The organism is Streptomyces sp. (assembly GCF_031178505.1).
GTDB classification, from domain to species: domain Bacteria; phylum Actinomycetota; class Actinomycetes; order Streptomycetales; family Streptomycetaceae; genus Streptomyces; species Streptomyces gulbargensis.
This window is the reverse complement of the sequence record NZ_JAPSIW010000006.1, coordinates 14,763-35,155: the sequence shown is the minus strand read 5'-3', so window position 1 is coordinate 35,155 and position 20,393 is coordinate 14,763. Positions and strand designations below refer to the sequence as shown.

The window sequence follows — 20,393 nt, the reverse complement described above, 5'->3', positions numbered from 1 at the left end:
TTGCTGCTCACCCCGACTCTACGGGCGAGGCGCGACCGGCTGAGTCCGGCGGCGTCAATAGCGCGTTGAAGCTCCGAATTCAAGTCGTCCCCCCAGGATACTTAGGCCATTTAGGACGGTAGCGCGTAGCGTCCCGAATGGACCCCGTCTGTCAGTACAACCGTCCTTCTGGGGCGTCCACGATGACGGTCACCAGCAACCCCCAACGGAGGTAGCAGTGGCCAACACCCTTTCCCGCCCCGCTCCGGAGACGGTCGCCGAGCGGGCCCGCGAGATCCACGCCGTGTGGATGGCGGACCCGGAGATGCCGGCCGTCCTCGACGGCTGCAAGCGGTACAGCAGCGACTGGACCGACGAGTACGGGCAGGTCCTCATCCCCGAGTACAGCGTCGAGCGCGACGCGCCGCCGCTCATCGACGACGCCCTGCGCGTCATGGCGCTCAAGAGCGCGGTGTACGAGATGACCGACGGCGACGAGCTGGCGGCCGAGCTGCCCGTGCCGGTGCCGATCGACACCGCCGTGCACGCGCTCACCGCTCAGTTCACCGCCCTCTCGCGGGTGCAGCAGCGCACGGGCCGCCTGTTCGTGCACAGCACCGTCCGCGAGCACGAGGCCGGCCGGGCGTGGCGGCTGGGCGACTACACCCACCAGGCGTACCGGCAGGCGTTCGGCCCGGTCGACGAGCGGTACTGGATCGACGAGCCGGAGGCCGAGCGGCGCCGCCGGATCCTCGACGAGAAGTACGCGTCCATCGGGATCACCGAGCGCGGGATGGCCTCCACCATCGACTACGCCGCGGCGTAGCCGACTGGCCGGCGGGCTCCGTCTCCAGCGGTCGGGGAGGCGGGGCCTGCCTGTCTGCCGGAAGGCCGATCTTGTCCGGGTGGACGCAGGCCGGGATGCGGCCGTCCAGCGTGTACCGCCGCCCGTCGACCGGATCGAACGGCGCCTCCCACGACGGCCGGTCGTAGATCACGAACTGGTCGCGCGGGAAGCGCAGCGACGGGCAGATCCCGCACACCGGCCGATCCTCGTGGTCGGAGTCGGGATCGATGTACGGCTGCTGGGCGGCGTCGTCCATGCCGGGAGGGTAGCGGCCTCCCCAGCCGCGCGGGCCCGCATCGGATCAGTCGCTCGGCAGGTCGTCCGCCACGAACGTCCCGATGCCTGTCTCGCCACGCACCCAGCCCTCGCGGCGCAGATGCGCCAGCGCCTTCTGGCTGGTCGATGACGCCACGCCCAGCTCAGTGGCCAGCTCCAGCGTGGACGGGACCCGAGACCCGGGCGGATACGTGCCGTCCTTGATCCGGCAGATCACCACCTGCGCGACCTGACGCCACACCGCGCGCGTCCGGTCAAGATCCTCACCCATACCGGTGACCGTAAGTACCCGCACCATGCCGCGCGACCGCAGGAACGCGCGGGTAACCTCGGTATGGCGCGGTAAGGTCCGAAGTTCAAGAACCCCCGCGCCGTGCTACCGGCCGGGGGCATGGCCGACTGGATGGAGTCGACGTGCGAGAGCGTAGAACACCCGCCCCCACCCCGGCAGCCCCTCGGTGCGCCACTTGCGAACGTCACGAAGCAGCCCTCGCGCAGGCCGCGGAGGAGCGGGACTACTCCCGTGCGACCGACGAGCGGGTCCTCCTCGCCCGGCACCAGCGCAGTGCCCACGGGGGCACTCGGTGACCGCGGAGCCGATGCGGCTGATGACGATGCGCGTGACCGTCGTCCGTGACGGCCGCGTCATCGAGGAGCGGCCCGAAGTCGAGATCACGTCCAACAGCAGACTGGACCCCTACGAGATCACGTCCGCGTGGCCGCCGTGCCAGTGCCCGCGGCACCGCCAGGACACCGCCCAGCCCCGCTGACCCCCGCCGGCGCTGCTACGCCGATGGCGGCGCCCGCGGGACGGACGGCCGCCCCCGCACCCCGTCGGGGGCGGCCGTCACCCACGTTGGGCCAAGTTTGATCTTGGGAGGCCCCGGGGAATGACCGGAGCGCCCCCCTCCGATGAACGGGGTCGGGTAGGCGGTAACCGCGCGAGGTACGCCACCCCGTCCAGATGACGGCCCGACTCCACAGCCGCCCCCGCCCCTCCGGCCGGGGGCGGCTGCCATGAACATGCTGCACGGACTCAACAGGATGAGACGAGACGGACCACACGGCAGGGCGTGGAAAACCCCCCAGAGATGGGGCAGGTAACTTCACTGAACGCGCTCAACGCCCACCAGGTCAGACGGCCCTATGCACATCGCTCACAGTGGGATAATTGCTGCCTACCGGCCGCACGAGCAATCCCCAATCCGTTCGCTGACCTGCTGTTTCATTCCTACAGACTTCCGTAGAACCATTGCACATCGCTTATGCGGCAGATAACTTTCAGTGCATGGCAGCGCACTCAGGCCCCTTCACTCGGCTGATCCGCTCATGGGAGCTCGCCCTGCGTTCCGCGAACAAGAGCCCCGAAACCATCCGCTCCTATCTGCGTTCCGCGAACCTCTTCGCCGACTATCTCACTCAACCGCCACCGCCCGCGAAGGACTCCGGGTTCGATCCCGTCGCCCCCGTTGACGACGTTCTCGACATCAGCCGCAACCACGTCCGCGCCTTCACCGCTCACGAAGTCGCCCGGACATCTGCGAGTAGCGCCCGCTCCCGCTTCCTCGGCGTCCAGGCATGGCTCAAGTGGCTCGTCGAAGAGGAAGAACTCCCCTCTTCTCCGGCCGCCGGTCTGTCGTCACCCCAGATCGAGGAGCCCGAGGTCCCCATCCTCACCCCGGACCAGCTGAAAGCGCTGCTGAAAACCGTCAGCGGCCGCGAGTTTCCCGAGGTCCGGGACCGCGCGCTCATCATGCTGTGGCTCGACTCCGGCGTGCGCCTGTCCGAGGCCGTGAACCGCACTGTGGACGACGTCGACCTGGAGCTGCAGGTCCTCCACGTCATGGGCAAGGGCAGCCGCGGGCGTGCCGTGCCCTTCGGGGCGAAGACGGCACAGGCGATCGACCGATATCTGCGCACCCGCGCCAGGCACCCTGGGGCGAAGGGGCTCGATGCCCTGTGGGTAGGCCTGAAGACCAAGCGGCCGCTGACCACGTCAGGGGCTGGCACTCTCCTGGCCCGACGCTCGGAGGAGGCCGGCCTGAACCGCATCCACCCGCACCAGTTCCGGCACACGTTCTCTCACATGTGGCTCGCGGCAGGCGGCAACGAAACCGACCTGATGCGGATCACGGGCTGGAAGTCCCGGTCGATGGTGGACCGCTACGCGCGGTCGGCGGGAGCAGAGCGGGCGCGCACGGCACACCGAACCCTGTCTCCAGGGGACCGGCTGTAGGGAGGGAGGGTCCCGGTCGGCGTCGGGGCCCTCCCTGGTCGGCTGCCTGCCTGATCAGGCAGCCACGTGCTGCACGGTGAACCCGTTGCGCACGAGGCCGGGCACGCGGATGCACAGCCATGCCAGCGCGGCGGATTCTTCTATCTGCCGAGGGTCGTATGCGGCCCTGACCCGGTCCCCTTGCACGGTGTGCACGACACGGACGCCATCGGTGAGAGTGGCGCGTTCGAGATGCACGGTCACATGACCCCCTGTTCCCCCGCATACGAACCCATGACAGCACGGGCTCGCACACGTGTTCGTTCTGCGCGAGGTCACGTCACTCTACGCCGAGTAACCACGTTCATGCAGTAAGTGGCAGAGAACAGATGTGGAACGTGAGCGGTATGTGGCGATTCTGATCGAGTTACTGATCAGTTTCGGTGGCCCACTTTTCCGCCACCCGGCGCTCCGGCTCCCCAGGCTCGGCGTCCAGGCGACGTAGTAGCGCGGCCGGCGCCCCACCCTCCAGCTCCGACTCCTCGTAGCCGATGAGCTGAAGGTGCGCGGCTGCGGCCACGATCTCGCGGGGTAGGCCCAGGCCGGCGGCGATGGCGCCGACGAGCTGAGGGATCTGGGCTGTCACCCCGAAGGAGCCGCCGCTCACGATCTTGCCGATGAGTCCGTTGCTGGGCTGATAGCCCGTGTCCGGGTCGATCGCCCTCTCGCAGAACTCCTTGACGCTCATCTTCTCGGGGTCCGTGTGCTTGCCGACGTGCTGCTGCACGAGCTCGGTCAGTCCGTCGCGCCGCTGCATCATCGGCCGCCCCTTTGTCTCTGAGTGTCCCAGAACACCCGCGCATGTGAGTCGCAAAAATGCAGGTCAGGGCGTACAACCTTCTGACCGGCGGGATTCATTGTCCACGACTACGGACGTGGATGGTACGCCCCCGGCCTGTGTTGGCCGAATCATTGAACACGGAAGGGATGGACACCGCTTAAGCGGTGTGCTTGAGTATCCACATCCACGGACGTGGATGGACGGAGATGACGTGCGAAACGAACGCCTACGCATTACAGACAGTGACCTTCTGCGCAAGCTCATGCAGCGCGCACCCTCCGGCCCGCTGACTGTTCGCCCCCTGGCCCGGATCGCCGGCATCTCCAAGACGCGCATGGACGACCTCCTCAACGGCCGGTACCCCACGACCACACCGGACGTGGCGACCCGCATAGCGGAGGCCGTCGGCGTCCACCGCGCTGCTCTTTTCACGCCCGACGCATCCACGTCCGTGGATGCGGATGAACGACAGGGAGGACGAAGTGAACACCAGCGAACGGTCGATGCAGCTCCGCGTCGCCGCGCACCTCAGCTGGGCGAAGACGAAGGACCGGCCCGCGCGCACCCTGGCGGCACGCCGCCAGTCGCACCACGGCCGGTTCGTCGAGAAGGCCCGCGAGCTGCACCCGGACGGCACCGAGGCGCAGATCGAGGCGGCGGCTGAGGCGCTGAAGAAGGCGCACTACCGCGAGCTGGCGCTGCGCTCGGCGCAGGCCCGCCGCATCCGCAAGGAGCAGGTCGAGGCCGACAAGCAGCGCCGCACCGTCCAGCTCCTGGAGTCGGCCGGCACCGAGCCCGCCACCGCCTGAACCACCCCTGAACGCGCCGAAGGGCCGCTCTGACTTCCCGGCCCGAGCGACCCCCGACCGGCGCCCCTACACAGCAGAGAAAGCAGAGGTCACCGTGACCACGAACACTACCGAACTGTCCGCCGAGCAGCGCGCCGCGATCGCCGGGCTGATCGGCGATGCGAAGCCCGCGACCGGGGACCTGCTGAAGCGGCTCGCCGCGTCGGTCCGGGACCGGCGGGAGCACGAGCACCCGACGTGGGAGGACCTGTTCTGCCTCAACCTCGTCTCTTGGATGGGCGAGCGGATGGCGCCGGTGCTGCGCCGCCTCCTGGACGCCGAGACCCGAGTTGGCGAGCTGGAGGCCGACCTCGCGGCGAAGGCGCAGGACGCCGAAGCGGCCGTGAAGGGCTGGGGCCGGTCCCGCGAGCGGGTCGCCGAGTTGGAGGCCGCGCCGACCACCGTCTACCGCGCCGAGCACCCGGACTCCGGGATCACCCTCGGCCACTACCGCAGCATCGACGCCGCGCACCAGCACTGCGAGACGCTGGCCCGCCGAGAGGGCGCCACCGGCCTCGTGTCATGGGTCCCCGACGACGGCGACGCGCTCAGCCCCGAGGAACTGACGTTCTTCGACGTCGAGTACTGCGACGGCGACGACGTGCCCGTCCAGACCTGCACCGGCTACGTCGTCACGCCGCTGGAGGTCGCCTCCGAGTACGACGAGGAGGCCGACGAATGAGCCCGCTGCGCACCCTCCGCCGGATCGCCGCCCCCACCGGCCGCCACCGCCGACCGCGCGCCACCGGGACCCCCGACCGCATCCAGGTCTCCCTGGACGGCCTGCTCGACATCTGGCCCGCCCCGTCCCGCCCGCACGACGCCGCCGCCGTCCAGTGCTGGAACGACTGCGAGCCCTGCGGCAGGGCCACCGCGGGCATCGTCCACGCCGACGGCTGGACCTGCGGCGAATGCCTCACCACCGCCCCCGCCCGCACCACCGGGGAGGCGTGATGAGCCAGCGCACCGCCGCCTGGACCGCACGCGCCCTCTGCGCCCAGCCCCCCTACCGGGGCGTCGACTTCTTCCCCCAGCCCAACGACCAGCGCAGCACCGCGAAGGCCGTCGCCGTCTGCGCGGACTGCCCCGTCTGGCGGGACTGCCTCACCGACGCCCTCCGCACGGAGGGCGGCTCCCGGCCCGAGTACCGGCACGGCATCCGCGGCGGCCTCACCGGCTACGAGCGGTACGCCAGCTACAGGCGCGTCACCCAGAACCGCCGCCGCGCCAGGCAGGCGGCGGCGCGGTGAGCGCCGGCCGGGCCCGCGGCAGCGACGCCCTCACCACCGCCGCACGGCAGACCACCGCCGCGGAACGCGTTGCCGCCTCCCGGCTCGTACTCCGCAAGGCCCGCAACCACGACGACCTCCGGCTCCTCCTCGACGCCCTCGGCCTGAACGAGCCGCCGCGCAGCACCTGACCGCCGGGCCCGCCCACTTCCCCCCGGGGCGGGCCCGGCACCCAGCACCACCACCGCACCAGCTCCAGCAGGAAGGCACGACGTGGCGACAACCAGCGGCAGCGACAGCACCGGCGAGATGCTCGCCGAGCGCATCGCCGCACTCATCACGGACACCGCCCACAACGCGCCCCGATCCCTGCAGAAGCGCCTCGGCCCCTCCGAGGTCGGCGACCCCTGCGAACGCCGCCTCTCCTACAAGGAACTCGACTGGCCCCGCTCGGCCGCCGAAAGCGACCCGGCCGCCAGCATCATCGGCACCGGCTTCCACTCCTGGATGGAGGAAGCGTTCACCCGGCGGCAGACGACGCTCCCCGACGGCCGGCCCCGCTACAAGATCGAAGAGCGGGTCACCGTCCAGCAGTCCCCCATCGAGGCCGCCACCGTCGCCGGGTCCACCGACCTGTACGACCGGCTGACGCGCACCGTGTGGGACTGGAAGCTCGTCGGCCACACCACCCTCGACAAGTACCGGCGCGGCGGCCCCGGCCCCCAGTACCGCACGCAGGCCCACCTCTACGGCCTCGGCCAGGAGAACGCCGGCGAGACGCCGGAGCGCGTCGCCATTTGCTTCGTCGGCCGCTACCACGAACTCCGCGTCCACGTCTGGACCGAACGCTACGACCGGCAGGTCGCCCTCGACGCGCTCGCCCGCCTGGCCCGCATCCGCGCCCGCCTCACCAGTCCCGAGGCCGCGGCCTCCGGCTACGACCACACCTGGTGGTCCCAGATCCCCACGAGCGAACTGGCCAAGTGCCGGTTCTGCGAGTGGTTCAAGCCCGGCTCCACCGACCTGTCCGTCGGCTGCCCGGGTGTCCAACAGCCGTCCGCCGCACCGCGGCACGGCTTCGAATCCCTCATCGCATAGAAGGAGACGCATCCGCATGGACGCGAACAGCTTCCTCATGGGAGGCGGCGGCGCCCCCACCGCCAAGTTCCCCACCCCCGGCACCGTCGTCGGCGGCCGCATCACCGAACCCCCGAAGGTCGAGCAGCAGCGGGACATCCAGTCCGGCGAGCAGAAGTTCTGGGGCAACGGCGACCCGATGATGCAGCTCGTCGTCACCGTCCAGACCGACCAGCGGGACCCGGCCATCGAGGACGACGACGGCCGCCGCCGCATCTTCGTCAAGGGCCAGATGAAGAACGCCGTCTCCGACGCCGTCCGGCAGGCGGGCGCGCGCGGCCTGGAGGTCGGCGGCACCCTGCACGTCCGCTACACCCACGACGGCGAGCAGAAGAACCGCGGGTTCTCCCCTCCGAAGCAGTACGCGGCGAAGTACGTCCCGGCCGCCCAAGCCGAACTCGCCGCGCCCGCCGGGGCCGCGGCGGCCGCCGCACCGTCCGCGCCCACCGCGGCCCCGGCCGGCGACCCGTGGGCCACCGCCGCCACCCCGGCCGGGGTGAACACCGTCACCGGCGAGATCACCGGCAACGAACCCCCTCCCTTCTGATCCACCCCGCCAACACCGCCCGCCGCCGCCCGACCCCGCGCCGCGGCGGCGGGCGGCCCAACCCGACAGCAGAGAGCAGCCGACATGCTGAACCACCAGCCCAGCATCAGCAGCGACACCGCCCGGCACGTCCTGTGGCACTACAGCAACCCCAACGGCTTCCGGCCCGGCAGCTTCACCCAGAAGCTCATGCAGACCATCGACGCCGCCGACGTCATCCACACCGCCCGGCTCAGCACCGTCTACCCCGAGCTGGTCGCCGCGATGAACCTCGCCGCCAACGACCCGAACGGCATCGCCCGCCTCCAGCGCATCGCCGGCGTCGCCACCCGCTGACCTTCCCTGTTCCATTACGCCTGCCCGCCGCATCCACGTCCACGGACACGGACGACGCGGGCAGCCCCGCACAACCCTGAGGAGCGCACGACCTTGAGCACCGCACCGGTCCGCGACACGCCACTCGACGGCGCCCTGTGGCTGGTCGGTCACGGCTTCGCCGTCTTCCCCGTGGACCACCCCGGGCTGGAGCGGTGCGTCGGCATCGGCCAGGGGCACGAACCCGCCACTTGCGAACAGCGCGGCAAGCACCCCGCCGTCGCCTTCACCAAGACCCACACCCGCGACCAACAACAGGCGCACGCCCTCTTTGCCGGGCAGCTCCGCAACGTCGGCGTCTTCGTCGGCGCCACCCGCGGCCCCAGCGGCGAGCAGCTGCTCGTCGTCGACTCCGACCGGCCCGGCGCCATCGAGGACACCGCCACCGCCTTCGGCGAGCAGCACACCCCGACGATGCGCGTGCACACCGCGCAGGGTCACCACGACTACTACTGGGCCCCGGCCGGCCTGAAACTCGGCAACAGCCTCGGCCTGCTGAAAGGCCGCTTCGACGGCGACGTCCGCGCGGGCAACGCCTACGTCATCGGCCCCGGCAGCGTCCACGCCACCGGCGTCATCTACGAACTCGACAACCCGGGCCAGCCGCCCGTCGGCGCCCCGTCGTGGCTGCTCGCTGCCCTCACCACCAAGCCCATCCCCGCCCCGGCGCCCGCGGGCCCGGCCGCGCCGATGCCGCTCGCCCCCGAGCGCCTCGACGCCTACACGCGCCGCGCCGTGCAGGCCGAGTGCGACAACGTCGCTCGCGCCGCCGACGGCGAGCAGAACAACCAGATCAACGAGTCCGCGTTCCGCATCGGCACCCTCGTCGGCGCCGGAGCCCTCACCGAAACCGAGGCCCGCCAGGCTCTCCTCGCCGCCGCCCGCGCCGGAGGCCACCCCGACGGCCGCGCCATCCCCACCATCAACAGCGGCCTCACCGCAGGCATCGCTCATCCCCGCACCCCCTGGCCGCCCGCCGCCCGCGACCGCAACCCCTTCGCCGGACTCATCGCCCCCGCACCCGCGGCCACGCCCAGCACCACGGCGCCCGGCACCGCCCGTTGGGCCGCGCCCGCAGAAGCCCCGGTCGCCCTCCCCTCGCCGATGCCCGCCCGCGAGTGGGACGACCTCGGCAACGCCGAACGGATCATCGACCGGTACGGCAGCGAGATCCGCTGGCTCACCGACATCGAACGCTGGGCGTACTACGACCAGGGCCGCTGGACTCTGAAGGGCGCCAACACCGGCGTATGGACCCGCGCCGTCGACACCATCAACCGACTCCACGACGAGGCCCCGAACTACAGCGACGAGGCCCCCGCCCCGGCCCCGGACAGCAAGGCGAAAGAGCCGCCCGCCAGCCCACGGGAGAAGTTCGAGGCGTGGGCCCGCAAGCAGCGCATGCGCCCCAAGATCGCAGCGGCCCGGGAAGTCCTCCAGGCGTACCCCGCCGTGCACACCACCATGGACGCCTTCGACCAGCCGGAGATGCTCCTTAACGTCGGCAACGGCATCGTCGACCTCACCACCGGCCGGCTCCTTCCCCACGACCGGTCCCTGTACCTGATGCAGCAGTCCCCCATCCGGTACCAGCCCGACGCCACATGCCCCATGTGGGAGAAGTTCCTCGACGGCGTCATGCCCGACTCCGACCGCCGCGCCTACCTCGCCCGCGTCGTCGGCTACAGCCTCACCGCCAGCACCGGCGAACAGGTCATGTTCATCCACCACGGCGATGGCCAGAACGGCAAGGGCGTGTTCATGCGCGTCGTCATGGCCCTCCTCGGCGACTACGCCCAGGCCGTGCCCGCCTCCACCCTCATGGCCAAGCACGGCGACGGCGGCATCCCCAACGACATCGCCCGCATGGTCGGCAAGCGGCTGCTGTCCACCAGCGAGACGGGCCGCACCAGCGAAGGCCGCGGCAAGCCCCTCGACGAGGAACTCGTCAAGCGCCTCACCGGCGAGGACCCCGTCTCCGCGCGGTTCCTCAACGCCGAGTTCTTCGAGTTCAAGCCCGTCGGCAAAATCCACCTGGCGACGAACCACCTGCCCGACGTGTCCGGCAGCCACAGCATGGCCCGCCGCCTCCAGGACATCGGCTGGGACGTCATCGTTCCCCCGGCCAAGCGCATCCGCGGCCTCGCCGAACAGATCATCGCCCGGGAAGCGTCCGGCGTCCTCAACTGGGCGATCCGCGGCTGTCTCGACTGGCAGCAGCAGGGCCTGGCCGTGCCCGCCTCCGTCACCGCGAAGACCCGCGAGCACATCGCCACGTCCAACCCGCTCGCCACCTGGCTCGAAGAACAGACCGACGACGTCCTCGGTGCCGTCACCGAGAACGGCCAGCTCTACGACAACTACAAGCAGTGGGCCGAGCGCGCCGGAGTCCGGCACCCCATGTCGATGAAGGCGTTCACGATCCGGCTGCAGGAGCAGGGCTACGAGCAGCAGAAGGACAGCCGCACCCGTCGCTCGGTCACCGTTGGCCTCGCGCTCGCTTCCCTCGGGGGTGCGCGGTGAGCCGTGCGAAGGGGTGCGAAGGGGTTGCGAAGGGGTTTGCGAAGGGGTCTGCGAAGCCTTTGACCTGCGAGTCGAAGGGGTCGAAGGGGTTTTCCTACGCTCCCGCGCATAAGGGAAGGGAAAACCAGTACCCCCCTTACGCAACAGGAGGACCGCGAAACCCCTTCGATCCCTTCGCATTGCAGGTCAACCCCTACGCACACCCCTTCGCGAACCCCTTCGCAACCCCTTCGCACCCCTTCGAGGCCGTTCGGTGACCCGCCTCCCGGCGCATCTGATCGCCGAGCGGGCCGCCCGCGCCGCCGAAACCGTCCGGTACGCGCCCTGCCCGCGCTGCGGCGCCGACACCGTTACCGCCCGCACCCCGGACCGGGTCGCCGCCGTCGACGTCCGCGCCGACCCCACACCCGTCGACCCGGCGGCGATCCCCGCCGACCGACTCGCCTGGTGCCTCGTCGACCACGACCACCTCCCGGCCCGGCTCCGCTGGCGCGACCGATGGCACGCCCGGTCCTGCACCCACACCGTCCTGATCACCCACGTCTGCCCGCCCCGACCCGTACAGGGAGTCCTGCTGTGAGCCGATCGAAAGCCAAGGGCACCGCCGCCGAGACCGCGGTCGTCCGCTTCCTCCGGGCGGCCGGGTTCGCCCAGGCCGAGCGTCGCACCCTCGGCGGCGCCCAGGACCGCGGCGACATCGCCGGCATCCCCGGGGTCGTCATCGAGGTGAAGAACTGCGCCCGTGACCAGCTGCCCGCCTGGGTGGCGGAGGCCGAGCTGGAGCGCGACAACGACCACGCGAACCTTGGCGTCGTCTGGCACAAGCGACGCGGCACCACCGACCCCGGCCGCTGGTTCGTGACGATGTCTGGCGCCCAGTTCGCCGCGCTGCTGCGCGAGCAGCAGGGCCTGCCCGCCCCGGCCGCCGAGGTCGACGCCGCGAACGGCGGTGAGGCGGCGTGATCGAGCAGCCCGCCCGCGTCGAGGGCATACCCGCCGGCCTCACCGTCCGCGGCCTCGATCGCGACCAGACCCCGGTCGCCGACTGGCTGTGCGCCTGCGGCCGCCACGAGCGCGCCACCGGCGGAGCCGCCGTCACCGCGCTCACCGCCTCCGTCATCGCCGGGCACTGCCCGCACCGCGCGGCGGGGAGGGCAGCCGCGTGACGCCCGCCCGGCAGGCCGTGCCCGACGCGCTCACCCCGGTGCTCGCCGCCGTCATCGCCGAACACCCCGCGGCCGGCCCCGAGCTGCTCGCCCGCCTGGTCGTCGCCGAACTGCGCGACCTCGGCTGGCACATCACCGCCAAGCCGCACATCCCGCATCCGCAACCCACCACCCAGGAGCAGACGTGAACACCACCCCGCCCCCCGAGCCGACCGCACCCACCGACCGGGCCGCGCTCCGGGACCGCATCGCCGACATCCTCGCCGCCGCTGACGGCTGGCGCTGGGTCGATGACCGCGACCGCAAGCGCAGCTCCACCTACCGGAGCTACCAGGACCGCGCCGGTGCGGTGATGGCCGTGCTGCCCGCGCCCGCCGACCGGGCCGCCGTCCTCCGTGAGGAGGCTGACCGCATCGACGCCACCCGCGCGGACTTTCCGATCGCCGTGCAGAACGGGATCACGTGGGCCACCAGCGAACTGCGCCGCACGGCCGCCGCCGGGGCGCAGCCCGCCACACCGGACACCGAGACGCCCCGACGCGGCGATCAAGTCGAGGCGTGGCTGAAAGCCCAGCGCGACGCCAGCACCGCGTGGCCCGACTGGCACACCCTGGACTCCGTCCTCGACCGGTACCGGCTGCACGCCGACACCCGCACGCCGCTCGGCGAGCACGTCTGCGAGGGCAAGGTCGTCGGGGACTGCGAGTGCCTGGAGCAGCCCGCCGGGTCTGCTGCCGCGCCCGCGCAGGACACGCCCACCGTCCCGTGTGCCGCCGCCACCCTGCGAGGCCCGCACCCGGCGCACGACTGGGAGCCCCAGCCCGGCATGACCCCGGTCCACTGCCCCGGCACCGCGCCCGCGAAGGACACGCGCCGGTCGTTCGGGGCCCGGCTTCTGGACGCGGTCACGCACAGCGGGCCCGGCTACGACCTCATCCCGACCGCCGAGCAGCCCACCACGCCCGCGAAGGACACGCCGCCCGCCGAGGAGACCTTCTGCGACTTCGGCGTGACGGACGCCCAGGGGTCCGGCTGCGTCCTCCTCGCCGGACACGAGCCCGCGAACCGGCACATCGTCACGCCGGGCGACACCGACGAGGACGACCTGTGATCGCCGAGGCTCTGGACACCCTGTGGACGCTGATCCTCGCGGGCGGCGCGTGGCTGCTCGCCCTCGCCCTGGCCGCCACCGCCGCCGTCTACGCGGCCGGGGTCCTCACGGTGCTCGCCTGCCGCGCGGCGTGGCGGGCGCTCCGAGCCGCCTGGAGCGCCGCCTCCCGGCCGAACGAGCGGGTGAGGGCGTGACCCGCCCGCGGTGCCCGCGCGGCCACTTCCTCCCCGCCACCGGCGACTGCCGATGCACCCGCCCGCGCGCGACCTGCAGCACCGCCGACCTGTACGGCCAGGGCCTCACCCTCCGCCAACTGCACAGCATCCGCACCGTGACCCTCACCGGGAGCTACCTGTGACCATCACACTCGCCCTCGCCGTGCTCCTCGCCCTCTCCACCGGCTGGCTCTGGGGCCACTCCACCGCCCGCGTCCGCCACGTCCCGATCGGTGCGACCGCCGCCGACGACGCAGTCGCCCTCGACCTCGCCGAGGCGTGCTGCGAGCGCTGGTGGACGTCCGCCGGCACCGAACACGACACCGTCCGCTGCACCCGGGAAGGCCACCGAGCATGAGCACCGAGCCCCGCCACACCGCCAGCAGCATCACCGATGACGCGCTGGAGAAGCTGTACGCCGAGCGCGACGCGCTCCTCGCCGAACTGGGCGGCCGGGACGAGGAGGCCCGCGAGCGCTGGGTGCAGAAGCAGCTCGACGAGACCGGGCTGAAGGCGACGGACTTCCGCAACGGGATGGCGATGGAGTTGGAGCCCGCCCGCGAGATGGTCGCCTGCTGGGTCGGTGCCGCACGGGCCATGCTCGGCGACGCCCCCAACTACAGCGAGACGCCCGTCGAGATGGAGGTCAAGGTCGGGGAGAGCCCCGAACGGTTCGCGTTCATCCTGCAGCGCGTCGGCAAGCTCACCCCGCATCAGGCACGGCAGCAGGCCGAGCAGCGTGCCCTCGAACTGGAAGCCGTCGTGAAGCGCGTGGAAGCCCTCGCCGAGGAGAACCCCGTCGGCATCGACACCGCGCTCATCCACGCCGCCCTGGCTGACTCCGAGGAGAGCAACACCCGGTGAACACCTGTGAACTGTGCGGCGACACGGCCGACGGCTACCTGTGCACCCGGCACCGGCAGCAGCTGGCCGAGCGCCTCGGCGACCTGCCCACCCTGTATGCCGAAGTCGCCGAGTGCCTGGTGCCGCGCCGCTCCGGCTTCGGTGAGATCGTCGCCACCCGGGGCGCGGCCGGGCCGCGCTCGCCGCTCGACGAGGACGTCCTCGACACCGTCAACACTGGCCGCGCCGCCGAGCTGGTCCGCTCCTGGCGGGTCGATGTCCAGCGGGTCCGCTGGCCGCACCACAGCGCCCCGCCTCCGGCCGGCCTCGCCGCCGACTGCCGCTGGCTGACGATGGAACTCGACTGGATCGCCACTGCCTACCCGGCGGCCGGTGACCTCGCCCGCGAGATCAGCGACCTGGAGCGTCAGGCCCGCTCGATCGTCGGCGACCCGGTGCCGCGGCCGCAGCGCCTCGGCCTGTGCGTCGCCGTGACGGACGACCAGGGCAGCGTGTGCGGCGCGGTGCTGTCCCGGCTGCCCGGCGGCCCGGTGCGCTGCCGGTGGTGCGGCACCGCGTACAGCACGGAGACCGATCTGCTGCTGCTTGCGCACTACCAGCCCACCGGCTGACGTATGGACATCGCACGAGCGATGTGCTTTGCTATCCACGTCCACGGATGTGGATGACCGTCGGAACCACGACGGGCCGAGCAGCAGCTCGGGGGCGGCAACCCCCGGCGCGCGCACCGCTCGACCCGTCCACCGAACACCTGACCTAACCAGGAGTCGGCATGACCGATCATTCCGCGCGCCCCAGCGCGTCCGCAAGTTCCCCGCACGACAGCCTCGCCGAGCTGCACGCGCAGTGCCGCAGCGACTACGAGCAGGCCGCCGCCACCCGCGCGGCCGCCGCCGGCGCCGCCCGCGACCAGCTCGCCCTCGGCCGCGCGCACGCCGCCGAAGGCGGTGGCCGCCGATGACCGCCTACGACCCGCTCTACACCCCCGGCGAGGACCGGGCCCCGGACGTCCACACCGTCGACCTGGCGCTGAGCATGGCCCGCGAGGCCCTCGACCGCTGCGCCCCGCGGAACGTCCACTCGGCTGGGCAGATGCTCGCCGCGGCCGTGGACCTCGACTACGCGCTGCGCCAGCTCGTCACCGCGCTGGACGCCGAACGGGGTGAGAGTTAGTGAGCACCGTCACCACCTGGGTTCAGGACCACCCGATCATCACCAGCGGCGCCGCGTTTCTGCTCCTCGCCGCGCTCGCCCTGCCCCTGCTGCACGCCCGCCGGCCGCGCGCCGCCGAGCGCACCCCGGCCGCCGTCGTCGTCGCCGCGCTCGGCGCGATCGCCTGCACCGCCTACTCCGGCGACACGTCCTGGCGGTTCGCCGAGCACAGCCTGGACATGACGGCGATCGAGGAGCGGGCGGCCCTGTTCCTCGCCGCCGAGCTGGCCCTGTTCGCCTGTGCCCTCATGGCCCGCCAGAACCTTCGCGACCACGGCGTCCCCGGCGTCCCCGGCACGCTGGTGTGGTTCATCACCGGCGTCCAGGTCATCCCCGCCTACAGCGAATCCGGCGTGGTGGGCGGCACCGTCCGCGCCGTCGTCGGCCCCGTCCTCGCCGCGCTGCTGTGGCACCTCGCCATGGGCATCGAACTGCGGCACGCCCGCCCGGACGCCGCCTCGGCGTCGCTGCCCGCCCTGATCGTCCGCGAGGCCCGCGAGCGGCTGCTGTCCCGCCTCGGCCTCGCCGTCCGGGACCGTACCGCGGAGCAGATCACCCGCGACCGGGCGACCGTCAAGGCCGTCGCCCTGGCCGCCAAGCTCGCCACCATGAAGCCGGCCGCGCGCGGCCGGGCACGGATCGAGCGGCGCCTGTCCGTGGCCGTCGGCAAGGCCCAGGCCGGTGCCGACGAGCAGCAGCGGGCGAAGCTGCTGGAGTTGCTCGCCGCCCGCCGGCACTCCGCAGCCCTCGCCACGATCACCCTGCCGTCGCCGTGGCAGGACGCCGAGGACGCGCCCGAGGACACTCAGGACGCCGAGGACACCCGGCCCGTCCCGAGCGTCCGGCCCGTCCCGCTGGCGGTCCCGCCCGGTGTCCGGCTGCTGCCGATCGTCGGCCGCCCGGCGCCGACGCCGGAACCCGAGCAGGACGCCGAGGACGCCGAAGGTGAGCCGTTGCCCGACCCGCCGCTGATGCTGTCCGCCGACGTCGCTCGGCACTACGGCATCGAGCAGTCCACCGTCCGCTCCTGGGTCTCCGCGGGACGCCTCACCGTCCACTCCAAGGACGCCCGAGGACGCAACCTGTTCCACCGGGACGACCTGCCCGAGTACGCGGAGGCGACGGTATGAAGGCCATCCTCCTCGGCATCGTCCTCGGCATCCTGCTCATCTGGCCGGCCGCGCTGTCGCGCACCGCCGACACCGCCGCCGCCCTCGCCGGACAGCCCACCGCCACCGCCTTCGCCCTCGGCGTCCTGGCCGGTCCCGGCCTGGCCCGCACCGTCAGGGGGTGGAGGTCGTGAGCGACGCCCTGCGCAAGGCTGAGGACGCCGTCCGGGACGCCCAGGACAGCGCGGACGTGGCCCGGATCGTGGCCGCCGTCCTCGCCACCCAGACCGCCCAGCAGCAGACCACCGCCCCCGCCTGCCAGCACCAGCACCCCCGCGGCCGCAGCGCCGGCGAGTGGCTCGGCATCAGCTGCGCCATCTGCATCGGCGGCACCGGCATCGCGTTCGCGTCGATCGCCATCGCCATCGGCGGGATCTCCGTCGCCATCCTCGCCCTGGTCCTGCGCTCCATCTGGCGCGACGTGCAGAAGCGGGGGCGGTGACCATGGGCCTCTTCAACCGGCGCGAGACCGCCGACGACGACCGGGCCCGCACCGGCCGCCTCCTCGACGGCCTCGACGCCGCCTACGACGGCCACACCGGCGAGATCACCGACTTCGAGGACGTGATCATCTCGGCGACCGGCGCCGAGGTCGACGGCAGCCCGTACCCGCCGCCCGGCCACGGCTACCCCCGCCGCTGACCCGCCCTTCCGTCCGGCCGGTCCCCGCGTGGACCGGCCGGAGCGGTGGGGCCGGACAGCCCGGCCCACGACCCGAGAGGCAACCATGAGCCACTCCCCGCAGCACGACACCCACCACTACCTGGTCACCCTCCAGGCTTCCCCGAGCGCGGGCGGCACCACCGGCACCTGGACCGGCACGCTCACCCCGCCCGCGGGCGCCACCCGCCTCGACGTCTACCGGTCGCTGCGCGCCGGCATCGGCCAAGCCAACCCGCCGTTCGCCGACGCCATCGTCCTGTGCTTCGACCTCCAGCCCAACCAGCCCGCCGCCCTGCTGGCCGAGCCCGTCGAGACCATCCGCTACACCGCGGACGTCGTCCTCGTCGACACCGACAGCCGCGTCCTGCTGATCGAGCGCGGCTGGGCCCCCTACCAGGGGCACTGGGCGCTGCCCGGCGGGCACGTCGACCCCGGCGAGACCAGCCGCGCCGCCGCCGCCCGCGAGCTGGCCGAGGAGACCGGCGTCCACGTCACCGCCGACGACCTGCGCCCGCTCGGCGTCTGGGACGCCCCCGGCCGTGACCCTCGCGGCCGGTACGTCACCGCCGCCTACCTCGCCCTCGTCCCCGCCGGCACCGAGGCCGTCGCCGGGACCGACGCGCGCGCCGCCCGCTGGTGGCCGCTCGCCGATCTCCCCGCCCTGGCGTTCGACCACGCCGACATCATCGCCAGCATCACCGGCACCCACACGGAGCGGTGACCACCCATGCCTGACCGCCCCGCCTGGAGCGACCTGACCCGCGGCGAGAAGTTCGCCGTCATCCGCGCCGAGACCACGGGCGTGCGCCGCGCGGTGGTGGCCGGCATGGACCAGCAGCCGGACATCGACCGCCGCGTGGCCGCCGTCTACGACAAGGCCGCCCGCCGCATCGCCCAGGACGCCAAGAAGCGCAAGTAGCTACGCCCCGGGGGCGGCGTCCAGCCTGCAAGCAGCCGCCGTCCCCGGGCCCCGGACCGCCCAACAGAACGACCGGAGACCCAGCATGACCGACACCGTCGTACAGCTCCACAAGGACACCCCCCAGGACGCCCAGGACGCCGCGCCCGCCTCCGCGTCCCCGGCGTCCCCCGAGCGTCCCCGCCGCCGCGTCCGCATCGACCACCTGCGCCGCATCGTCGTCGAGGTCCGCGCCGACGACGGCTACCGGGCCCTGGTCCGCCACGCCGCCTACACCCTCGGCGGCGCCCGCGTCCTCACCCGCCGCGCCTGGGACTCCCGCACCACCGCCCGCCACGAGCGGATGATGCGCGCCGCCGAGGCCGCCGGGAACGAGGAACTCGTCCGGCAGTGGGAGCAGCGCGCCTACGCCTACCGGTTCGCCCGGCACCGCCGCCGCGTCGAGCTGCTCCAGATGGTCATGAACGCCCCCAAGGCCATCGCCACCGGCACCGGCGCCGCGGCCGGTGTCCTGCTCCTGCTCGGCGTCATGCTGGCCTGGGCCAACCACGACATCAGCGACGTACTCACCCCGCTCGCCGCGACCATCGAACTGGTCGGCTGGGTCGCGTTCCTGGCTTCCGTCGTCTGGGAACCGCTGTTGTACTCCCTGCCCGTCCTCGGCCTCGCCGCCGCCTGGTCGGTCGGCCGCCGCCAGCACACCGCGCCCGCCTGGGCGCTGCCCGCCGACGCCGAGGACCGCGACGTCGTCCCCGACGAGGGCGCCATCCTTAAGGCGTTGGGCAACCTCGGCATCGCCCCGCTCAACCGCGCCATCAAGGACGGCTGGCAGGCCCGCTGGGTGTCCCCGACCACCCGGTCCGGCAACGGCTGGCACACCCAGCTCCAGCTCCCCATGGGCGTCACCGTCGAGATGATCAACCTGAAGAAGAACGTCCTGGCGCACAACCTGCTGCGCAAGCCCGTCGAGGTGTGGCCCACCGAGCCCCCCAAGCAGCCCGGCACCCTCGACCTGTGGGTCGCCGACCAGGGCTCCCTGTCCGGCGCCGTACCGCCGTGGCCGTTGCTCACCGAGGGCACCACCGACTACTTCAAGGGCGTGCCCGTCGCCGTGTCCCAGCGCGGAGAGCCCATCGTCGGCAGGCTGATGGCCTCCAACTGGATGGTCGGCGGCATCATGGGCTCCGGCAAGACCAGCATCGTCGTCGCCCTGCTCCTCGGCGCGATCCTCGACCCGCTCGTGGTCGCCGAGGTCTACTGCATGGCCTACAACGTCGACTTCGACCCGCTCAAGCCCCGCCTGAAGACGCTGGTCAAGGGCGACGACGACGAGGACATCGAAGCCGCGCTGCAGGCACTGCGGAACCTCCGCGACGAGGTCACCGCCCGCGGCAAGCTGCTGGAGCTCCTCGGCGGCGACGCCACCAAGGTCACCCGCGAGATGGCGCTGCAGGACCCGCGGATGCGGCCCAAGGTCGTTGTGTTCGACGAGTGCCACGAGCTGTTCATGCACAAGGAGTACGGCAAGGAGGCCGCCGAGCTGGCCATCAAGGTGATGAAGAAGGCCCGCAAGGTCGCCATCACCCTGATCTGGGTCACCGTCTCCCCGACCGCCGACAGCCTTCCGCGCGACGTCACCCGCAACACCAGCCACCGTGTGGCGTTCGCCGTCGGTGACCACGTCGCCAACGACGGCCTCCTCGGCTCCGGCCGCCACAAGGCCGGCATCACCGCCACCACCCTCATCCCCGGCGAGGACATCGGCACCGCCGTGACCGTGGGGTTCACCAACAAGCCGTTCGAGGTGATCCGCTCCCACTACGTCGCCCGGGAGCCGGAGAAGGGCATCGACGAGGTCACCCCCGTCGTCGACCGCGCCCTGCATCTGCTCGACGGGACCCCGGCCGCCGACGGCGAGCCCATGTTCGAGCCCGCCGACCCGCTCGCCGACGTCGCCGCCGTCCTCGGCACCGAGCCGCGCATGCTCACCCAGGAAGTCCTCCACCGGCTCGCCGAGCGACGGCCGGACGCCTACCGCGAGTGGGGGCCGGCCGACCTCAAGCGCGCCCTGGAGCCGTACAACGCCGAGCAGTACAAGAGCGCCGGTAAGTCCGTCGTGGCCCGCGACCGCGTCCTGGAGGCCCTCGCCGACCGTGCCGCCGACACGGAGGCCGACCTCGACGAGGAGCGGGGAGCCGCCTGAATCGGGGGAGTTCTCCCCGCCCGCCTCCCCGACACGCCTCCCCCGGCCCCACCT

35 protein-coding genes and 1 pseudogene are annotated in these 20,393 nt (G+C 72.3%); 32 read left to right on the top strand and 4 right to left on the bottom strand.

Going from position 1 to position 20,393, the window contains the following annotated elements:
- The first annotated feature begins 217 nt into the window (after positions 1-217).
- Positions 218-805, top strand: coding sequence for a hypothetical protein (locus RIF68_RS01705; RefSeq protein ID WP_309049284.1), 588 nt, complete (start codon positions 218-220; stop codon positions 803-805).
- On the opposite strand, the gene RIF68_RS01700 is transcribed toward RIF68_RS01705, so the two are convergent.
- Both RIF68_RS01700 and RIF68_RS01695 read right to left on the bottom strand, forming a co-directional pair.
- Positions 759-1,082: a hypothetical protein gene (locus RIF68_RS01700; protein ID WP_309049283.1), complete on the bottom strand. Its 324-nt coding sequence runs from the start codon at positions 1,080-1,082 to the stop codon at positions 759-761. The two genes, RIF68_RS01705 and RIF68_RS01700, sit on opposite strands and share 47 nt — an antisense overlap.
- Positions 1,083-1,127: 45 nt before the next feature.
- Positions 1,128-1,373: a winged helix-turn-helix domain-containing protein gene (locus RIF68_RS01695; protein ID WP_309049282.1), complete on the bottom strand. Its 246-nt coding sequence runs from the start codon at positions 1,371-1,373 to the stop codon at positions 1,128-1,130.
- A gap of 313 nt (positions 1,374-1,686) precedes the next feature.
- Here RIF68_RS01695 and RIF68_RS01690 point away from each other — a divergent pair, with 313 nt between their 5' ends.
- Positions 1,687-1,872, top strand: coding sequence for a hypothetical protein (locus RIF68_RS01690; protein WP_309049281.1), 186 nt, complete (start codon positions 1,687-1,689; stop codon positions 1,870-1,872).
- Positions 1,873-2,390: 518 nt separating this feature from the next.
- Positions 2,391-3,338, top strand: coding sequence for a tyrosine-type recombinase/integrase (locus RIF68_RS01685; protein WP_309049280.1), 948 nt, complete (start codon positions 2,391-2,393; stop codon positions 3,336-3,338).
- A 54-nt stretch (positions 3,339-3,392) separates the two neighbouring features.
- Here RIF68_RS01685 and RIF68_RS01680 read toward each other — a convergent pair whose 3' ends face one another.
- Both RIF68_RS01680 and RIF68_RS01675 read right to left on the bottom strand, forming a co-directional pair.
- Positions 3,393-3,581, bottom strand: a complete 189-nt coding sequence (locus tag RIF68_RS01680) for a hypothetical protein (RefSeq protein WP_309049279.1) — start codon at positions 3,579-3,581, stop codon at positions 3,393-3,395.
- A 163-nt stretch (positions 3,582-3,744) separates the two neighbouring features.
- Complete coding sequence (locus tag RIF68_RS01675) at positions 3,745-4,137, bottom strand: hypothetical protein (protein ID WP_309049278.1); 393 nt, start codon at positions 4,135-4,137, stop codon at positions 3,745-3,747.
- 217 nt (positions 4,138-4,354) lie between these two features.
- Here RIF68_RS01675 and RIF68_RS36390 point away from each other — a divergent pair.
- The 29 genes and pseudogenes from RIF68_RS36390 to RIF68_RS01535 form a co-directional block, all read left to right on the top strand.
- A pseudogene (locus RIF68_RS36390) lies at positions 4,355-4,567 on the top strand (helix-turn-helix domain-containing protein); the annotation flags it as partial.
- 73 nt (positions 4,568-4,640) lie between these two features.
- Entirely contained in the window at positions 4,641-4,967 is a 327-nt protein-coding gene (locus RIF68_RS01670) for a hypothetical protein (RefSeq protein WP_309049277.1), read from the top strand.
- A gap of 94 nt (positions 4,968-5,061) precedes the next feature.
- Positions 5,062-5,688 (top strand): hypothetical protein, encoded by a 627-nt coding sequence (locus RIF68_RS01665; RefSeq protein WP_309049276.1) that lies wholly within the window; start codon positions 5,062-5,064, stop codon positions 5,686-5,688.
- Positions 5,685-5,960, top strand: a complete 276-nt coding sequence (locus RIF68_RS01660) for a hypothetical protein (protein ID WP_309049275.1) — start codon at positions 5,685-5,687, stop codon at positions 5,958-5,960. The genes RIF68_RS01665 and RIF68_RS01660 overlap by 4 nt, the downstream gene beginning before the upstream one ends.
- Positions 5,960-6,256 carry a WhiB family transcriptional regulator gene (locus tag RIF68_RS01655; protein ID WP_309049274.1) on the top strand — a complete coding sequence of 99 codons (297 nt, stop codon included), beginning with the start codon at positions 5,960-5,962 and terminating at the stop codon, positions 6,254-6,256. Before RIF68_RS01660 ends, RIF68_RS01655 begins: the two co-directional genes overlap by 1 nt.
- Positions 6,253-6,426, top strand: coding sequence for a hypothetical protein (locus tag RIF68_RS01650; protein ID WP_309049273.1), 174 nt, complete (start codon positions 6,253-6,255; stop codon positions 6,424-6,426). Before RIF68_RS01655 ends, RIF68_RS01650 begins: the two co-directional genes overlap by 4 nt.
- Before the next feature lie 82 nt (positions 6,427-6,508).
- Positions 6,509-7,333, top strand: coding sequence for a hypothetical protein (locus RIF68_RS01645; protein WP_309049272.1), 825 nt, complete (start codon positions 6,509-6,511; stop codon positions 7,331-7,333).
- Between the two features lie 16 nt (positions 7,334-7,349).
- A complete protein-coding gene (locus tag RIF68_RS01640; RefSeq protein ID WP_309049271.1) occupies positions 7,350-7,919 on the top strand; it encodes a hypothetical protein in 570 nt (189 codons plus the stop codon).
- A gap of 84 nt (positions 7,920-8,003) precedes the next feature.
- Complete coding sequence (locus RIF68_RS01635) at positions 8,004-8,255, top strand: hypothetical protein (RefSeq protein ID WP_309049270.1); 252 nt, start codon at positions 8,004-8,006, stop codon at positions 8,253-8,255.
- Positions 8,256-8,348: 93 nt separating this feature from the next.
- Positions 8,349-10,817 carry a phage/plasmid primase, P4 family gene (locus RIF68_RS01630; RefSeq protein WP_309049269.1) on the top strand — a complete coding sequence of 823 codons (2,469 nt, stop codon included), beginning with the start codon at positions 8,349-8,351 and terminating at the stop codon, positions 10,815-10,817.
- 253 nt (positions 10,818-11,070) lie between these two features.
- The gene (locus RIF68_RS01625; protein ID WP_309049268.1) at positions 11,071-11,397 is read left to right on the top strand and encodes a hypothetical protein; all 327 of its coding nucleotides are present in this window, start codon (positions 11,071-11,073) and stop codon (positions 11,395-11,397) included.
- On the top strand, positions 11,394-11,780 hold the full coding sequence (locus RIF68_RS01620) for a hypothetical protein (protein WP_309049267.1): 387 nt from the start codon (positions 11,394-11,396) through the stop codon (positions 11,778-11,780). The genes RIF68_RS01625 and RIF68_RS01620 overlap by 4 nt, the downstream gene beginning before the upstream one ends.
- The gene (locus tag RIF68_RS01615; protein ID WP_309049266.1) at positions 11,777-11,983 is read left to right on the top strand and encodes a hypothetical protein; all 207 of its coding nucleotides are present in this window, start codon (positions 11,777-11,779) and stop codon (positions 11,981-11,983) included. Before RIF68_RS01620 ends, RIF68_RS01615 begins: the two co-directional genes overlap by 4 nt.
- Positions 11,980-12,171, top strand: coding sequence for a hypothetical protein (locus tag RIF68_RS01610; protein ID WP_309049265.1), 192 nt, complete (start codon positions 11,980-11,982; stop codon positions 12,169-12,171). The genes RIF68_RS01615 and RIF68_RS01610 overlap by 4 nt, the downstream gene beginning before the upstream one ends.
- A complete protein-coding gene (locus RIF68_RS01605) occupies positions 12,168-13,094 on the top strand; it encodes a hypothetical protein (protein ID WP_309049264.1) in 927 nt (308 codons plus the stop codon). The genes RIF68_RS01610 and RIF68_RS01605 overlap by 4 nt, the downstream gene beginning before the upstream one ends.
- Positions 13,091-13,288: a hypothetical protein gene (locus RIF68_RS01600; protein WP_309049263.1), complete on the top strand. Its 198-nt coding sequence runs from the start codon at positions 13,091-13,093 to the stop codon at positions 13,286-13,288. Before RIF68_RS01605 ends, RIF68_RS01600 begins: the two co-directional genes overlap by 4 nt.
- Entirely contained in the window at positions 13,285-13,452 is a 168-nt protein-coding gene (locus RIF68_RS01595; RefSeq protein WP_309049262.1) for a hypothetical protein, read from the top strand. Before RIF68_RS01600 ends, RIF68_RS01595 begins: the two co-directional genes overlap by 4 nt.
- A complete protein-coding gene (locus RIF68_RS01590) occupies positions 13,449-13,667 on the top strand; it encodes a hypothetical protein (RefSeq protein ID WP_309049261.1) in 219 nt (72 codons plus the stop codon). The genes RIF68_RS01595 and RIF68_RS01590 overlap by 4 nt, the downstream gene beginning before the upstream one ends.
- Positions 13,664-14,173, top strand: a complete 510-nt coding sequence (locus RIF68_RS01585) for a hypothetical protein (protein ID WP_309049260.1) — start codon at positions 13,664-13,666, stop codon at positions 14,171-14,173. The genes RIF68_RS01590 and RIF68_RS01585 overlap by 4 nt, the downstream gene beginning before the upstream one ends.
- Positions 14,170-14,784, top strand: a complete 615-nt coding sequence (locus RIF68_RS01580) for a hypothetical protein (RefSeq protein ID WP_309049259.1) — start codon at positions 14,170-14,172, stop codon at positions 14,782-14,784. Before RIF68_RS01585 ends, RIF68_RS01580 begins: the two co-directional genes overlap by 4 nt.
- Before the next feature lie 161 nt (positions 14,785-14,945).
- On the top strand, positions 14,946-15,134 hold the full coding sequence (locus RIF68_RS01575) for a hypothetical protein (protein WP_309049258.1): 189 nt from the start codon (positions 14,946-14,948) through the stop codon (positions 15,132-15,134).
- Complete coding sequence (locus tag RIF68_RS01570) at positions 15,131-15,346, top strand: hypothetical protein (RefSeq protein WP_309049257.1); 216 nt, start codon at positions 15,131-15,133, stop codon at positions 15,344-15,346. Before RIF68_RS01575 ends, RIF68_RS01570 begins: the two co-directional genes overlap by 4 nt.
- Positions 15,346-16,515 (top strand): hypothetical protein, encoded by a 1,170-nt coding sequence (locus tag RIF68_RS36385; RefSeq protein WP_375165660.1) that lies wholly within the window; start codon positions 15,346-15,348, stop codon positions 16,513-16,515. The genes RIF68_RS01570 and RIF68_RS36385 overlap by 1 nt, the downstream gene beginning before the upstream one ends.
- Positions 16,512-16,688, top strand: a complete 177-nt coding sequence (locus RIF68_RS01560) for a hypothetical protein (protein WP_309049256.1) — start codon at positions 16,512-16,514, stop codon at positions 16,686-16,688. Before RIF68_RS36385 ends, RIF68_RS01560 begins: the two co-directional genes overlap by 4 nt.
- Positions 16,685-16,996 (top strand): hypothetical protein, encoded by a 312-nt coding sequence (locus tag RIF68_RS01555; RefSeq protein ID WP_309049255.1) that lies wholly within the window; start codon positions 16,685-16,687, stop codon positions 16,994-16,996. The genes RIF68_RS01560 and RIF68_RS01555 overlap by 4 nt, the downstream gene beginning before the upstream one ends.
- Positions 16,993-17,196: a hypothetical protein gene (locus tag RIF68_RS01550; protein ID WP_309049254.1), complete on the top strand. Its 204-nt coding sequence runs from the start codon at positions 16,993-16,995 to the stop codon at positions 17,194-17,196. Before RIF68_RS01555 ends, RIF68_RS01550 begins: the two co-directional genes overlap by 4 nt.
- A gap of 85 nt (positions 17,197-17,281) precedes the next feature.
- Entirely contained in the window at positions 17,282-17,938 is a 657-nt protein-coding gene (locus RIF68_RS01545; RefSeq protein ID WP_309049253.1) for an NUDIX hydrolase, read from the top strand.
- 6 nt (positions 17,939-17,944) lie between these two features.
- Positions 17,945-18,136: a hypothetical protein gene (locus RIF68_RS01540; protein ID WP_309049252.1), complete on the top strand. Its 192-nt coding sequence runs from the start codon at positions 17,945-17,947 to the stop codon at positions 18,134-18,136.
- 85 nt (positions 18,137-18,221) lie between these two features.
- Positions 18,222-20,339: an FtsK/SpoIIIE domain-containing protein gene (locus RIF68_RS01535; protein ID WP_309049251.1), complete on the top strand. Its 2,118-nt coding sequence runs from the start codon at positions 18,222-18,224 to the stop codon at positions 20,337-20,339.
- The last annotated feature ends 54 nt before the right edge of the window (positions 20,340-20,393 follow it).